Origin of the sequence: Pristimantibacillus sp. PTI5 (assembly GCF_048572955.1) — a bacterium.
GTDB lineage: Bacteria > Bacillota > Bacilli > Paenibacillales > Paenibacillaceae > Pristimantibacillus.
Window position 1 is genome coordinate 939618 of sequence record NZ_CP183886.1, and the last position, 14570, is coordinate 954187.

The 14570-nt window shown below is 48.7% G+C and carries 14 protein-coding genes; 1 reads left to right on the plus strand and 13 read right to left on the minus strand.

The annotated features are described in order from the left end of the window. Positions 1–369 precede the first annotated feature (369 nt). The 9 genes from aroF to liaF form a co-directional block, all read right to left on the minus strand. Positions 370–1431, minus strand: coding sequence for a 3-deoxy-7-phosphoheptulonate synthase (gene aroF, locus ACN6MW_RS04480; protein ID WP_419874396.1), 1062 nt, complete (start codon positions 1429–1431; stop codon positions 370–372). A 285-nt stretch (positions 1432–1716) separates the two neighbouring features. Beyond that, entirely contained in the window at positions 1717–2691 is a 975-nt protein-coding gene (locus tag ACN6MW_RS04485; RefSeq protein WP_419874397.1) for a 4-hydroxy-3-methylbut-2-enyl diphosphate reductase, read from the minus strand. Positions 2692–2728: 37 nt separating this feature from the next. Next, on the minus strand, positions 2729–4252 hold the full coding sequence (locus ACN6MW_RS04490; protein ID WP_419874398.1) for a sensor histidine kinase: 1524 nt from the start codon (positions 4250–4252) through the stop codon (positions 2729–2731). Positions 4253–4255: 3 nt separating this feature from the next. After that, positions 4256–4948 carry a response regulator transcription factor gene (locus ACN6MW_RS04495; protein WP_308999485.1) on the minus strand — a complete coding sequence of 231 codons (693 nt, stop codon included), beginning with the start codon at positions 4946–4948 and terminating at the stop codon, positions 4256–4258. Between the two features lie 83 nt (positions 4949–5031). Beyond that, the gene (locus tag ACN6MW_RS04500) at positions 5032–6711 is read right to left on the minus strand and encodes a S1C family serine protease (RefSeq protein ID WP_419874399.1); all 1680 of its coding nucleotides are present in this window, start codon (positions 6709–6711) and stop codon (positions 5032–5034) included. Between the two features lie 195 nt (positions 6712–6906). After that, positions 6907–7320, minus strand: coding sequence for a YugN family protein (locus ACN6MW_RS04505; RefSeq protein WP_419874400.1), 414 nt, complete (start codon positions 7318–7320; stop codon positions 6907–6909). Positions 7321–7395: 75 nt separating this feature from the next. Continuing rightward, positions 7396–8034, minus strand: a complete 639-nt coding sequence (locus tag ACN6MW_RS04510) for a response regulator (RefSeq protein ID WP_419876271.1) — start codon at positions 8032–8034, stop codon at positions 7396–7398. Between the two features lie 23 nt (positions 8035–8057). Beyond that, positions 8058–9092, minus strand: a complete 1035-nt coding sequence (locus tag ACN6MW_RS04515) for a histidine kinase (RefSeq protein WP_419874401.1) — start codon at positions 9090–9092, stop codon at positions 8058–8060. Positions 9093–9098: 6 nt separating this feature from the next. Continuing rightward, the gene (gene liaF, locus ACN6MW_RS04520) at positions 9099–10118 is read right to left on the minus strand and encodes a cell wall-active antibiotics response protein LiaF (RefSeq protein ID WP_419874402.1); all 1020 of its coding nucleotides are present in this window, start codon (positions 10116–10118) and stop codon (positions 9099–9101) included. Positions 10119–10388: 270 nt separating this feature from the next. On the opposite strand from liaF, the gene ACN6MW_RS04525 reads away from it, so the two are divergent. Then, positions 10389–11684, plus strand: a complete 1296-nt coding sequence (locus ACN6MW_RS04525; RefSeq protein ID WP_419874403.1) for an ammonium transporter — start codon at positions 10389–10391, stop codon at positions 11682–11684. 74 nt (positions 11685–11758) lie between these two features. Here ACN6MW_RS04525 and ACN6MW_RS04530 read toward each other — a convergent pair whose 3' ends face one another. From ACN6MW_RS04530 to ACN6MW_RS04545, 4 genes are all read right to left on the minus strand, one after another. Further along, a complete protein-coding gene (locus ACN6MW_RS04530; protein WP_364147112.1) occupies positions 11759–12142 on the minus strand; it encodes a hypothetical protein in 384 nt (127 codons plus the stop codon). A gap of 80 nt (positions 12143–12222) precedes the next feature. Next, a complete protein-coding gene (locus ACN6MW_RS04535; protein WP_419874404.1) occupies positions 12223–13539 on the minus strand; it encodes a methyl-accepting chemotaxis protein in 1317 nt (438 codons plus the stop codon). 209 nt (positions 13540–13748) lie between these two features. Beyond that, positions 13749–13877 (minus strand): hypothetical protein, encoded by a 129-nt coding sequence (locus ACN6MW_RS04540; RefSeq protein ID WP_255314595.1) that lies wholly within the window; start codon positions 13875–13877, stop codon positions 13749–13751. A gap of 60 nt (positions 13878–13937) precedes the next feature. Beyond that, on the minus strand, positions 13938–14537 hold the full coding sequence (locus ACN6MW_RS04545) for a 3D domain-containing protein (protein WP_419874405.1): 600 nt from the start codon (positions 14535–14537) through the stop codon (positions 13938–13940). Between the last annotated feature and the right edge of the window lie 33 nt (positions 14538–14570).

A 14570-nucleotide genomic window follows, 5' to 3' on the forward strand; every position in this document is an offset into this window, starting at 1 on the left:
GGTATTGTTCAATTATTGCTCCAAATCCATGTCGTTATTATAAAACTAGCTCTCAATCTCCGTCAATAGCTATGTAAGGTATTTTTTAAAGCTATGTAAGCTATACTTACAGGTTTGTACAGTTGTTCACAAATACTCCTTATAAGGCAATGGCAAAACGCTGAAAACCCTGAGAAAACAATGGCTTAGCGGTATTTGAATGAATATCCGTCAGCGCCTTCGCCATGAAATGCTATCCTTGTTTAAAAATAGAAATCACTAAAATCTGCCGCTTCGAATATTCGGGTTCTCTTCATCCGCTTCATGGGCCTTATCCAAACAAATAACGCTTTGCCATCTTGGGATGGCAAAGCGTAGTTTGTTTTTTTATTAGACTTTCCATTCCTTAAATGCTTCTGCCGGCGCTTTTGGCGTATCGAATTGTTTGCCTACGATTGGCGCAAGTTTTTCTAGATCCTTCAAAAGATTAGCGAATTGGTCCGGGAACAACGATTGTACGCCATCGCCTGTCATTGAATTATCCGGATCGGTGTGCATTTCAACAATAAGTCCGTTCGCCCCTGCAGCAACCGATGCTTTGGACATTGGCTCTACCAATTCGCGGCGACCGGTTCCATGGCTCGGATCCGATATAACCGGCAAATGGCTGAGCGATTGCAGCACCGGAATGGCCGACAAATCAAGCGTATTGCGAGTGTAGGTTTCGAACGTTCGGATTCCGCGCTCGCATAGCATTACATTCGGGTTTCCGCCTGCCAAAATGTATTCTGCCGCATTTAGGAACTCGTCATAAGTTGAGCTGAAACCGCGCTTCAGCAGCACCGGCGTTTGAATGGTACCCAGCTTGCGAAGCAGATCAAAGTTTTGCATGTTGCGAGTACCGACTTGAAGGATATCGGCGTATTCCGCGCAGACATCCACATATTCCGGCGTCATCACCTCGGTGATCGTCAGAAGCCCGTGCTTCTTGCCTGCTTCCGCCATCATAACAAGTCCTTCTACGCCTACGCCTTGGAAGCTGTAAGGCCCTGTGCGCGGTTTGAACGCGCCTCCGCGCAATACCTGACCGCCCGCCGCTTTAACTAGGCGTGCGATTTCATCGATTTGCTCCGGTGTTTCAACGGCGCAAGGTCCGCCCATAATTACGAGGTTGCTTCCGCCGATCTTTACGCCTTTGATATCAATGACGGTATCGTCAGGATGAAAGTCGCGGCTTGCAAGCTTGTAGGATTTAGAAATTTTAATAACGTTTTCTACACCTTTCATCTGGCGCAAATGCTCGGCAAGCGTAGGCTCGGCTTTCCCGATGATTCCAATTACCGTACGGTCCGTACCTCTTGAAACATGAGCCTGCACGCCCGCTCTTTCAATATGGGCAACGATTTCTGAAATGCGCTCTTCTGCAATGTTTGAATGTGTAATGACGATCATATGGATCACTCCTAATTAGTTTTGTTGGTTTTGTGATGCAAAATGAATGACGTATGGATTTGCGCTTTACACCTGCTATTTCCTTTTCATTTCATTGCACATACGCTTTATGGCTTTTACGCTTCGTAGCTTTTATGCTTTTTAGCTTCTACGCTTTTAATCACTAAAGTAAATATACAGGAGAACGCTCTTTTCGTCAACCCAAATCCTAAAAAAAGAGAGAATGAGCGTACCGTAAGTTTGGACTTACGGTACCCCTCTTCTCTCCGCGATTCAAATATTACATTAATCTGCTTTCTCTGCGGTAGCGGTTGCCGTGGATTTCACCCGCACGTTTGGAAGCAGTTTATTCATATTAACCGTACGACGGATCTCCCATGTCTCTGGATTATTGTGGTCGTACTGCTCCAAATAGGTAATGACCTCTTTCGTCAACGGCGTCGGCGTGGATGCCCCTGACGTAACGGCTACACGGTCAACCCCTTTGAGCCATGCCTGTTCAATCTCCGAAACATCGGAAACCCGGTAAGCCTTGACGCCCGCAATTTCCTCGGAAACTTGGGCAAGACGGTTCGAGTTGTTGCTTCTTGGATCGCCTACAACGATGCATAATTGTGCCTCGCCAGCCTGCTCCGCAACCGCTTCCTGGCGTACCTGGGTAGCCATGCAGATTTCATTATGAACCTCGGCCGACGGATAGCGCTCAAGAAGCCGGCTGATGATATGACGAATATCCCACTGCGACATCGTCGTTTGGTTCGTAATAATAATGCGTCCTTCGGGCACGTTAAGAGCTGCAATTTCCTCTTCGCGCTCGATGAGGTGCACCTGCTCCGGCGCAACGCCGATTGCCCCTTCCGGCTCAGGATGCCCCTTCTTGCCAATATAAATGATATGATAGCCATCTTCTGATTTCGCCCGGATCAAATCATGTGTTCTCGTTACGTCAGGACAAGTCGCGTCAACGACGGACAGCCCTTTTTCGCGGGCGCGCTGGCGTACCTCGGGCGATACGCCGTGCGCGGTAAAAATCACGGTTCCTGTATCGATTTGATCCAGAATATCGAGACGATTGGCACCGTCAAGCGTAATGACGCCTTCCTGCTCGAATGCATCCGTGACATGCGCGTTATGAACGATCATGCCTAATATATAGATGGGCCGCGGCAGCTCTAAGTTTTTGACCGTTTGCAAAGCCAGCACCATCGCATCGACTACGCCGTAGCAATAACCGCGCGGTGATATTCTAACGATTTCCATTCCTTGCACCTGCTTTCTGACCGGATATGCGCCTTAATTATAATTCCTTCATTTCATCCGTTGCTACTATTATAGACGAATGAGACGTGTCAGAAAAGCTTATTGGCAGCCAAATCGTAAACTTGGTTCCCTCGCCTTCGCGAGTCGTCACTTCAACGGAGCCTTGATGTTCGTCAATAATCCACTTGGCAATGGATAAACCGAGTCCCGTCCCGACCGTGACGCCCCTTGACTCGTCCGCCCGATAAAAGCGGTCAAAGATATGCGGAATCTCATCCGGATTCATGCCGATGCCGGTATCTTCCACAACAAAGCCGATCTGCTGCTCGTTTCTGACTGCGCTAAGCTCAATCGAGCCCTCTGGCGTATACTTGAACGCATTCTCAATAAATATAAACAGCAGCTGCTGCAAATAGTTATGGTTCGCATTTACGCGTATGCCTTCCAGCGCCGCGAGACTGCCAACCTTCCAATCCGCTGTACGCGGAAGCAATTGCGCACGACGAACAACCTCCTCGGTAAGCGGCAATAAATCAAGCGGCGTTTTCTCCATCGTATAACCTGCGTCAGCCCTTGCTAGCGCAAGCAGGTCATTTACGAGTGTGCTCATGCGTGTCGCTTCCGCGGAAATATCGCTCATCGATTCCTTCGACAATTCCCATCGATCCAAGTCGAGCGGCATCCATTCTCCCGTTTCAGTATTCTGGTTCGTCTCACGCACCTTCGTCCACATGCGCTCCAGTAGCTCGATATTGCCTCTAATCGTCGTTAATGGCGTCCGCAGCTCGTGAGACGCATCGGATACGAATCTGCGCTGCGCTTTATAGGCTTCATCCAGCTCGTTATAGGCCATCTCAAGGCGCGCGAGCATAACGTTCAGCGTGCTGACGAGTCTGCCGATCTCATCCTTCGGCCCCATCGCCGGAATGCGGACGCTGAGATCAGAGCCATTTTCTATTTGCTGCGTCGCCTTGATCACTCTCTCGATTGGCCGCAGAGCCTGCCGGGCAATGAACAATCCGACCGTGAATGCAATAATAACTACAATTAACGATGAGAAAATAAGCGTTGTGCGAACGCCATTCAAAAATTTCTCTTCGTTATAAGGAATTGTGCCAACTTGAAGCAGGCCTACTAATGATCCATCATTTAAAAAAATTGGGCGTTGATGAATGATCATGCTGTACTTCTTTTTATTGATCTCTACTTGCTGCTTGACAATGCCCTTCTCTGGATTAGTTGAAGAATCGGCATATGGGATGACAAAGTCCATTTGTCGCATATTATAAGATTGTTTAATAGCACCTTCTTTATAATTTACGATTTGGATATACATGTCTTTTTCTTCAATTCGAGATTGGCGATCCAAATCCAAATCAAGCTGGTCCAAAAAGGTGGTACCGCCCGTGATAACAATATTACGATCTTGGTCCTTAAGCTGTTCTCTTATATCAGAGTAAGTATTCCAATTAATAAATAAATAAATTGTAATGCCAAAAACAAGCAGAGTCACTGCAAGCAAACCTGAATACCAAAGCGTCAGCCGAAGCCTGATGGACATAAATTACCCCGCCTCTCCGCGAAGCACGTAGCCGGTGCCGCGAACCGTCTGAATGAGCCGGTTTCTGCCTCCGTCCTCAACCTTTTGGCGCAGCATCGCGATATAAACCTCTAGCACGTTCGATTCCCCGCTAAAGTCATAGCCCCAAATTTTCTCCATAATCGCATCGCGCGTAAGCACCCGGCGCGGGTTCTGCATGAAGAGAAGCAGCAAATCGTATTCCTTGGAGGTAAGCTCGATCCGGCGTCCGGAGCGGATCGCTTCCCGCGCATCCATGTCCAAAATCAGATCCTCATACAGCAGCTGGTTGCTGGATTGCTCGATCTTATCGGATTTGCGGCGCAGCAATGCGCGCGCACGGGCCAGCAGCTCTTCGAGCGCGAACGGCTTGACCAAGTAGTCATCCGCGCCTAGATCCAATCCTTTTACCCGGTCGATCACGTCATCCTTCGCCGTCAGCATCATAATCGGTACGGTGCTTCCGCTCTCGCGCACGCGCCGGCATACTTCCCAGCCGTCTACCTGCGGCATCATTACATCCAAAATAAGCAAATCAGGCTCCGCTTTAAGCAGTACTTTGAGCCCTTCCATGCCGTTCGAAGCCGTAGTCACCTCATAACCTTCGAAAGCTAAGCTCCTGCGAAGCAAAGATATGATTTTATCATCGTCATCCACTACTACAATATGCTGTCTCATCTGCTGTTCCCCCTCTATTTGCAGCAAAAAACGCAGAGCCTGCTGTCACTCTGCGCTTTTTGATTTACATCGCTTGCTAAGCCTTATTGAGCGCTTGCTGTATTCTTGTCGCCGATTTCTACCTGCAAATTCATCTCGCTGCCTTTACGAACGATATTCAGCTCTATTTTATCGCCGACCTTCTTCGTTTGTATCGCTGTGATCAGTTCCTGCGTATTCGCATATTTCTTGCCGTCGATACCGACAATTACGTCGAACTGCTGAAGTTCAGCCAGATATGCCGGTGAATTATAGTATACATTACGCACGATAGAACCTTCTACATTATCCATGCCCAACTGCTTCGCTATGTCTGCCGTTACATCCTGCAGTTCCGCGCCGATGTAAGGTACAGCCGGCTTCGGAATCGTTTTATTGTTTTTCAAATTATCCAGCACTTCCTGGATCGTGCTCGTCGGAATGGCAAAGCCGATACCCTGCGCTTGCGAACTGACTGCCGTATTAATGCCGACAACCTCGCCATTTACGTTAAGCAGCGGACCGCCCGAGTTACCTGGATTAATGGAAGCATCCGTTTGCAGCAAGTGCTCGTATTTGCGCTCGCCCTGCGTATCTTGAATATCGATTGGGCGTTCCTTGGCGCTAAGTACGCCGACTGTTACCGTATGGTCAAAGCCATAAGGATTGCCGATCGCCACTACCCAGTCGCCGATATTAATATTGTCGGAGTTGCCAAGCGGAAGCGTCGGGAATGCTTTGTCCCCGGTAACCTTAAGTACAGCAAGGTCTAATTCATAGCTCGAACCGAGTAGTTCGGCCGTAAAAGGCTTCTCGTAGCCCTGCACAATCACCTTGATTTGATCCGATTCGCCAACGACATGCTGATTCGTCAGAATATAGCCGGTGGATTCAAAGAAAAAGCCCGTACCGATGCCAGATTGCTGCATTTGGCCTTCCTCGTTCTCCGTGCCTGTCTCCGGCTCCGTAGTTCCAGGATAGTCATCGCCAAAAAACTGGCGGAAAAACGAATCATCAAGCATGCTTCCGCTGCTGCTGCGCTTGGTAGTGTTCACGAACGTTTCGATTTTCACGACCGCCGGACTAGCCGTTTCAAACAATTGCGCAATATTATCCGGTCTTGCCGCTACCATCGCAGCCGATCCGGTTGTCCCAGCCGACGAAGCTGAACCCGGGCTTGAGCTGTTTGACTGCGTATTTGTCGCAAGCGCCTGTTCCTTCGTAAACCAGTTGTTTAAATCTGCCGTATACATTAAAGAACCTACTAAGATAACGCCCGCTAGAAAAGAAGCGAACACGGCTTTAAACGATGTCCGGCGCTTTTCTCTCACCTGCCATGGCCCTTTAGCGGACTGCGGCGACGGGTTGAACGGCCGAATTTGCGATTGCACCGGCGGTTGCGGCCGCGCTTGTTCAGGCTCCGCATAACCCTCTAGCAGACGCTCGGGCTGCTGCGCATGTGAGGCCTCGGATTGCGCGTTTTGCGCAGTACCGTATGGCTGGTCTTGAATCAGCTTAGGCTTTTCCGATTGATAGCCTTGATTGGACGAACTATCGCCTTCCTGGGAGTTAGCCTTAAATGGTCCATACGAATAGTAGTAAGAGGGCTTGGCCGGTTGTTCCTGCGATTCATTGGAAGCTTCGGGATTAGTATTTATCCTGTTTTCGCTGTTTTCTGCACCGCCTTGTTCCTCATCGTTTTTGCGAAAAAAATCATCGAATCCCTTTTTGTTTTGATCATCCATGTACTTTCTCCTCCTTGAATCTTATTGCATCATGCCTCTCATTGGTATTCTTAACCACGAAGCATGTTAATTGATATAGTTCTATCATGCACATTCTACCTTAAAACAAACTTAAAAGGAATTTAAACAGAAATAAAAAAAACGCTCCAAATTGATTTTGGTAACGTTTTTTTTGTTGCTGCGCCGTATTAAAATTCAATGGGGAAAAAGCTGCTCCACGTCATGAAGAGCTTCCTTAGCCTGATCAATCCACTTTGGCTCTACATGGGCATCAGGATCAGCCGGGGCTTGAAATTGATCGAACAGCGCGCCCGCTACACGGACGGACGCTTCCGGATCATTCCCCTCCCGGTATAGATGCTTCAGCACATACGGTGTGCCGAGCTTTATCTTGGCTTCATTGTCGGTTTCGCTGACATCGATATTTCCTGCAATGACTTCAAACGGAATGCGAAGCCATACTTTATGCCCTTCATCGAGAGAACGGTCAAAGGATCCCCGGTCGTACTCCCAATTGCCGCCAAGCGTGAATCGCTGCGTCTCCAGCAGCTCCTTCGTCTCCAAAAAATGTTGCTCCCGCGACTCCAGCACGGACGAAATGGGTATCATGCAAGCTGCTCCTTTACACTAGCATATTTCGTATCTCTTTTTGCTAGTAGGTAGTATGCCCGCCTCATTCTTCCTTTATGTGCGATTCGCCCAGCCTTTGCGGTGAGCAAGCACAGCTAGCTGCGTCCGGTCGTCAAGCTCGCATTTCATCAGTAAATTACTCACATGCGTCTTCACTGTCTTGATGCTGATGTGGAGTTCTTCCGCAATTTCTTTATTCGACTGGCCGTCCGCTATCAGTAGAAGCACTTCTTTCTCGCGCTCTGTTAAGCCCTCGTCGCCTGTTTGCGCCGTCCGCTGTCTCAAGCCCCTTGTCAGAGCTTGCGATACATCGGAAGTCATGACCGGCATCCCCTTATAAGCTCCGCTAATTGCATAAATAAGCTCCTCCGCGGATACCGTTTTAAGCACATAGCTGACGGCTCCCGCCTCTATTGCACCGTATACCTTGTCATCCTCAAGGAAGCTCGTAAGCATGACGATTTTCATGTCAGGAAATTTCGAGATAATGGCTCTCGTTGCTTCGATACCGTCCATACCGGGCATCATGAGATCCATCAGAATAATTTGGGGACGCTTCTCCTCCGGGCTCGCAGATAACAGGTCGATAGCTGCCTGCCCGTTGCCCGCCTCTGCAATTACATGAAATTTCGGCTCCAGCATCAGATAAGTCCGGAGTCCCGTTCTAACCATGTCATGATCATCCACAATCATAATTTTTATAAGTTCAGATCCACTCACGATTCATTCTCTCCCTTTGACATTTTAGGCATGGTTACCTTAACTCGTGTACCGCCCCCGGGCTTGCTCCAAATTTCTGCTGCTCCGCCCAGCTTCTGTGCCCGCTCCTGCATCGTCGAAAGGCCATAGGAGCCCCTCTTGACCTCATCAGGCTTAAAGCCAATCCCGTCATCCTGCAAAATCATGATTACCTGCCGTTCCGTATCCGCCAGCGTCAAGGTGCACCCGCTTGCTCCCGCATGCTTCACGATATTAGCCATCGCTTCTTGGGCAATCAAGAAAAGCTGATGTTCCTTGGCTTCCGACAATCGCTCCTTTAAACGCCATTCCAGCTCGCCTTGCAGTTTATTTTGGTTGCAATAGTCCGGAAACCACTTATCGAGTGCTTCGTATAAGGTTCTGCCTTCAAGTTCCATAGGCCGCAGCTGAGCGATGAAATTCCTCATTTGTTTTTGAGCCAGATTTGACATATTCACAAGCTGCTCCAATACGGAATCCGCCCGTTCACGGTCAACAAGCTGCAGCTTCGGAAGCGAAGAGGCGCACATATGAATCGCAAAAAGCTGCTGGCTTACCGTATCATGCAAATCCCTTGCAAGGCGCTTGCGCTCCTCAAGCACGGCCGCTTCATTGGAGGCCGACTCCGTCATGACATACTCTTCGCCGCGCATTTGCAGCCACTTCAACTTTTCTTCCATTTGCTCCGCCAGCTCATTGAATTCGCGGTATACCTCAATAAACGAATTATGGCCGCTCTCCGTAATCCGTATGCCGTAATTGCCGTTGGCCGCTTGCTTCAACGACAAATGCAGCGTGTCGATGCGGCGCCCGATTCGCTGTGCTGCCCAGTAACCGAAAGCCGCGCTCACAAGCAGGAAGACGGAGGCAGCGCCTAGGCGCACTTCCGTCTTTCCCATTTCATCAGCAAGACCTATCCAAGTTACCGCCCCGAGCACGAGCGATACCACCGAAGCAATGACGAACATCCCGATGAGCTCCCATTTGCCGCTCCTCAAAAAACGTACCATCATGCGAAATCACCCAACCTTCGTGACACGCACATCGCCGATAAACGTGCTGACGATCAGCTTTATTTTTTTATCCGTCTCGATGTACGAAGGCGATTGAATATTAATATTCGTAAACAAACCGCCCTCTTTTTGCCCTAATATCTTCACGTCGCCGATAAAAGCGCTTGATACGACCTGTACGCCTACTTCGTAGTCATTAGGCACATACACTTTTACATCGCCTATAAAGGAAGAAATATGAATTTTGGTTTCGCCCTGCGCTACCTGGGCTTTTGTTAAATCGAGCACCGTGTCACCAATGAAATGGGAGATATTGAGCGGTTTCAAATCCCAATAATCATGGCCAATATGAATGTCGCCAATAAAGCCCGAGCGCGTCTGCACGTTGGAGTCGCCATGGTTCCACCACTCCACATGCTCCTTATGGTTTCGTTTCCATTCCTGCGCATTTTTTTTGAGTTCGGATTTGTGATGGTTCTTCCATTCCTTGAACTCTTTTTTGCTGTGGGAATAATCCTGATGCCGGCCTTGTCCGGCGTCTTCTTGCTTTAATTCCTGGTCTGGCGTTGGAATAGCCATTTTTGTAGGATCTGGATGCAGCGGAGGCGCCGGCGGAACCGAAGCTTCGTCCGGATAAGGACGGTACGGCTTCCAATCATCCGCCGGTGGAGATTGGCGCTTCGATTTTGGCCTCCAAATCAAATTAATTCCGACTAAAATTACGGCCACTGGCCAAATATAAGGAACAATGTCACCGATGGACCAAGCGAACAGCTCTAAATTGCGACCCAGAAACACGCATCCGATTAACAGGACAACGGCTCCCCACCAGCTTGAGCCTGAGCCATGAGTCCGGGAGGATAACAGACCTCGGATACCGACTATGATAAGGATCACTGGCCAATACGTTGAAAAAAGATCTCCAAAATCAAAGGTCACGTGACCTGTTTGCCTAAGCAAAAACAATACGCCAACTGCAATGATGACTAATCCGGTGAATAACCGGTTTGCGAAATTCCCGTTCAAGCGGCCCCAGCTCCTTACGTTCCATCGTGGTTTGATAAGTTTGATAATCTTAGTATAACGGACTGCAATCCATAGAAAAAGGGACGACCGATTGAAATCGCTATCCGTCTCTAGACTGAGCTTTTGTTGATTCTATCCAATCCAAACCTAACATGCGTCATAAAACATCACCTGGAACGTTGACATTGCTCACTTCTTCTATTTATAATGATGAACGGATTAGGAGAATAGAGACAGCTATGCACGACATTAGGAACGGGAGATGAAGCAATGGACGTTATCGAACTGTCAAAAGGACTGGATACGATCTGGGTCGTTTTGACAGCAGCCATGATCTTGCTCATGGAAGGCGGATTCGCTTTGCTTGAGGCGGGATTTGTCAGGCAGAAGAATGCCGTCAGCATTATCATGAAGGTGTTTGTCGACATCGCTTTCGGCGCACTCGTATTTTACTTTTTTGGATTCGCTCTCATGTACGGACAGGATGCTGGCGGTTTAATCGGCACAACCGGCTTCCTCATTAGCGGAGACCTGTCGCACATTGAATTAAATATTACTCATGAAACCTATTGGTTATTTCAATGCGCGTTTGTCATCGCGGTTATTTCTATCGTTTCCGGAGCGGTAGCAGAACGAATTAATTTTAAAGCCTATATTTTGTTAGCGATTGCTATGACTGGTTTCATCTACCCGCTAGCCGGACACTGGGTTTGGTCGGGCAGCGGCTTTCTGGGCAAGCTTGGCATGATCGATTTTGCCGGATCCGCCGTCATTCATGCTTTAGGCGGTTTTTCAGCGCTGGCGGCTGCCATCTTTATTGGCCCGCGAATCGGAAAATTCAGCGCAGACGGCAAAGTAAACATTGTACCGCCATCTAATCTGCCGCTTGCGTCCGTTGGCGCTTTTATCCTTTGGTTCGGCTGGTTCGGCTTCAATGCGGGCAGCACGCTCAGCGCAACAAACGGTTCCATCGGCCACATTGCGATTACAACGATGCTTTCCGCCGCAGCAGGCGGAGCAACCTGCATCCTGTTTACAATGTTCCGCTACAAGAAGGCTGATCCGCCAATGGTGATCAACGGATCGCTTGCCGGTCTTGTCGGCATTACGGCCGGCTGCGCTTTCGTTTCCGATATCGCCGCCATCGGCATCGGAGCCGTATCAGGAATTGCGATGGTGCTCGTTACCGAATGGCTGGAGAGCAAACAGGTTGACGATCCCGTCGGCGCCTTTGCCGTTCACGGCGTCAGCGGCAGCATCGGCACCCTTGCGGTCGGCTTGTTCGCAATGCCAGAATTAACTGAGGGCGTAGGCAAAGGATATTACGGACTATTTTACGGAGGCGGCTGGAACCTGCTTGGCGTTCAAGCGCTCGGATTAGTCATCGTATCGGTATGGGGTTTTCTATTGACATGGGGAGCGCTTTGGCTTATTCGCAAGATAATGCCAGTACGCGTCTCTAAGGATGAAGAGCTTATTGGACTTGATGTCGGCATCCACGGCGTTCCAGCTTACAGCCAGGAGCATGACTTCCTCGACGTTGATCAGTTAAAAAACAGCAAATAAACCAAAAGAACCGTCTATGCCTCAAGGGCTTAGACGGTTCTTCTTTATATTCTTTATAGGTTTGATTCGTTCTGCTATTCGTTCATCTCATTGGCGAGTTCGTAAGAAACGGTAACAATATCCGTCGGGGCAGATACGTTCTTGATGGAACGGGCACTTTCAATTTCCAATCGAAGCGCGCGAACCTTCTCCATCGGTTTTCTTACAAAATGAATGTATTCAACAGCCAAGTGGTGATCAGGTTTCTTTCCCGTGAGCATTCTTCTGAGTGTAGACATCGATTGATATGCGCGGTCTTCCATCATCCTTCTTTTCTCATAACGCTCAACCATTTGTTCAATTTCGGCTATTTCCTGCTCTTTCTTAGCAACGTAGGCATCAATAAAAGGAAAAACCTCGCCCGCTTTACGATGATGGGCAGCAATTACAAAGCCTGAATGAATAATTGGATCTGTCATGAGAATTCACCTATCTTGTCATGTTATTATTTCTTACATAAATAATAATACAACAAATTAAAGCCATTGAAAACTATTTTTTACGAGATGGAAATATCTGCGCCAATAACCCCGACCACTTTGCCATGCGCTTCAAGTATTGGAACTGAAACCGTCAAGCAGAGCTGTTTCGTTATCGCCGATACGTAAACTTCCGACTGGAAAACTTGCCCTGCGCTCGCCCGTTGCCACCATTCCCTGCCTTTTGCATTCAGCAAACCGGCTTCCGGCAAGGAAAAGACAAAAGAACCATCCAATCGGTTGGACCAAATCGCTTCGATCTCCGTCTTCGTTCGCAGCAGCGAAGTCAGCTTGGCTTCATGCTCTGCTCTATCCAAAGCCGTTAATCGCGGATCTGCAGCGGTTGTTCGCAACCATTCTTGTATGGCCGCGACGTTCACCTTTACCTCCTGGTCAGCCCTGCGGATGCCTACTTGCTCAACAGCCAGCGACAAATCCGAGGATGATCGCTTGAGATTACGGCTGATGCGGTTCATGTTTCCGATTTGCTCGCGCTGCAGCTGATTCATTTGAAGCGTGCTGTCCACGCTTTGCAGCGTTTCATTGACCGAATGAACGACATCCTTGAGCATCAGCGTTGAATCTGCCATATGAACGGTTTGCTGTTTGCTGGCCGCGCTCGTCTGTTCAACCAGCTCATCCACCTCTACGATTCTCGAGAAAATCACATCCATGCGCTCGCGGTTAACAGTCATTTCCGTTACTCCGCGTTCGACGGACAGCTTTTCCATATCAACCGCATTCACTACCCGTTTTACTCCATGCTCGATTTGCTCTACGATCGCGGAAGAACGTTTAACAGCTTCTCCGCTTTGCTCTGCAAGCTTCTTGATTTGCTGGGCAACGACCGAAAAGCCCCTGCCATATTCCCCGGCATGCGCAGCTTCAATGGAAGCATTAAGCGCAAGCAAAGACGTTTGAGAGACAATTTCTTGTATAAATTGATTAATTTCATTTATATGCGAGGTTTGCTCGATCAGCTGACTGATATGCTCATCCATTGAACGGTTATTTTTGCTGAGCTCATTCATGACCTCATCCGTATTCATCAGCGAACGGCACACATCGAGAACGATTTCCTTCGTCTCTTTGCTCTTTGCGTTCAAATGAGAGGAAGCCCCGCTAATTTGTTCTGCAGCGGAGGCGACCTCCTGCAGCGCGGAGAACGCTTCCTCAATTCGGTTCATGGCGAGCGTGCTGGTTGATCTCAGCTTCTGCTCATGTCCGGAGGATAAGTCGGCGATTTCAGTCAACCTTGTTGCTGATTGATCCACTTCGTCTACCGCGGCGTTTAATTGGTCAGAAATAACGACGGACTCGTTTAACAAGCGTGTCATTCGAGCACGCTCCTCCGTGCTTTGCGCTTCAACTGACTGAACTTTAGGATTGCGTGAAAACCACCTGGTTGCGGTACTCATGTCAGGTATTAAGCCCCTCTCGCTTGCTGATACAAAATTTTCCTAAATTATATATCAGCATAGGGCAAAAGAAAAGAGGAACCGCTGGGGTTCCTCTTTCATTTCACGTCATTGCATGGCAAAAAGTATTACTTCTCAGCTTTTTGTTGAGCTGTGTTTGCCGCTTGTTTGCCGGCAGCGTTATTTTGGTTAAACTCTTCGGCGAATTCTGCATTGTATTGATTGTTTTGGGCTTTATTGTTTTTGTTTTTAGCCATTGTAATCACCTCCCCGTTCAAAGATAGTATGGCAAAATCGCCGTTTATTATACGATCTTTTTACGACTCTAAATACGTCTGCGGGATAGGCTTTCCGGCTTCGATTGCCAGATTTATTTTATTAAGCCAGGCTTGCGAGAGCTTCCCTGTTCCGATCCGAAGTACCTCTACATGTACCGTGCGCTTGCCCCACTGCTCGTAAACCTGCTTGATCGTTTCAAAATACAAATCGATACGTTTCCCTTTTATAGCCGATCCCGTATCCGCCACTACGCCATATCCGTAGCCGGGAATATACAGCAGCGTTCCTATCGGGAAAAGTTTCGTGTCCGCAGCTATGGTCGAGACTTGATCCCTGCGCACTTTTACGCCGGAATACGTTATGCCGTACAGCGGGTGTCCCGGACGTTTCCCCGTCGACTCCACGCCGGCCGTATAGCCTGTAGCGATAACCTCAACCGTATTGGGCTTTTCCTTCTTGGAATCTGCCGACTTTCCTGATTTCGCCAAACTAGCGCTCTTACCCGCTTCATCGTATGGCTTTGGCGATGAGGCTTCGGCTTGCGCCGAGCATCTCGTAATATTTAAACCGATCACGATGACTGCGATGAGCAGCAACGCGGTAAGACCTTTTCTGATATAAAAAAAGCTTGTGACCATCTGGGTTACTTCCTCCTCAGAAGAATAATGCCC

Coding starts and splice junctions, on each gene's coding strand:
- aroF (WP_419874396.1), bottom strand. CDS start 1,431: ATGATCGTCATTACACATTCAAACATTGCAGAAGAGCGCATTTCAGAA.
- ACN6MW_RS04485 (WP_419874397.1), bottom strand. CDS start 2,691: ATGGAAATCGTTAGAATATCACCGCGCGGTTATTGCTACGGCGTAGTC.
- ACN6MW_RS04490 (WP_419874398.1), bottom strand. CDS start 4,252: ATGTCCATCAGGCTTCGGCTGACGCTTTGGTATTCAGGTTTGCTTGCA.
- ACN6MW_RS04495 (WP_308999485.1), bottom strand. CDS start 4,948: ATGAGACAGCATATTGTAGTAGTGGATGACGATGATAAAATCATATCT.
- ACN6MW_RS04500 (WP_419874399.1), bottom strand. CDS start 6,711: ATGGATGATCAAAACAAAAAGGGATTCGATGATTTTTTTCGCAAAAAC.
- ACN6MW_RS04505 (WP_419874400.1), bottom strand. CDS start 7,320: ATGATACCCATTTCGTCCGTGCTGGAGTCGCGGGAGCAACATTTTTTG.
- ACN6MW_RS04510 (WP_419876271.1), bottom strand. CDS start 8,034: ATGATTGTGGATGATCATGACATGGTTAGAACGGGACTCCGGACTTAT.
- ACN6MW_RS04515 (WP_419874401.1), bottom strand. CDS start 9,092: ATGATGGTACGTTTTTTGAGGAGCGGCAAATGGGAGCTCATCGGGATG.
- ACN6MW_RS04525 (WP_419874403.1), top strand. CDS start 10,389: ATGGACGTTATCGAACTGTCAAAAGGACTGGATACGATCTGGGTCGTT.
- ACN6MW_RS04530 (WP_364147112.1), bottom strand. CDS start 12,142: ATGACAGATCCAATTATTCATTCAGGCTTTGTAATTGCTGCCCATCAT.
- ACN6MW_RS04535 (WP_419874404.1), bottom strand. CDS start 13,539: ATGACACGCTTGTTAAACGAGTCCGTCGTTATTTCTGACCAATTAAAC.
- ACN6MW_RS04540 (WP_255314595.1), bottom strand. CDS start 13,877: ATGGCTAAAAACAAAAACAATAAAGCCCAAAACAATCAATACAATGCA.
- ACN6MW_RS04545 (WP_419874405.1), bottom strand. CDS start 14,537: ATGGTCACAAGCTTTTTTTATATCAGAAAAGGTCTTACCGCGTTGCTG.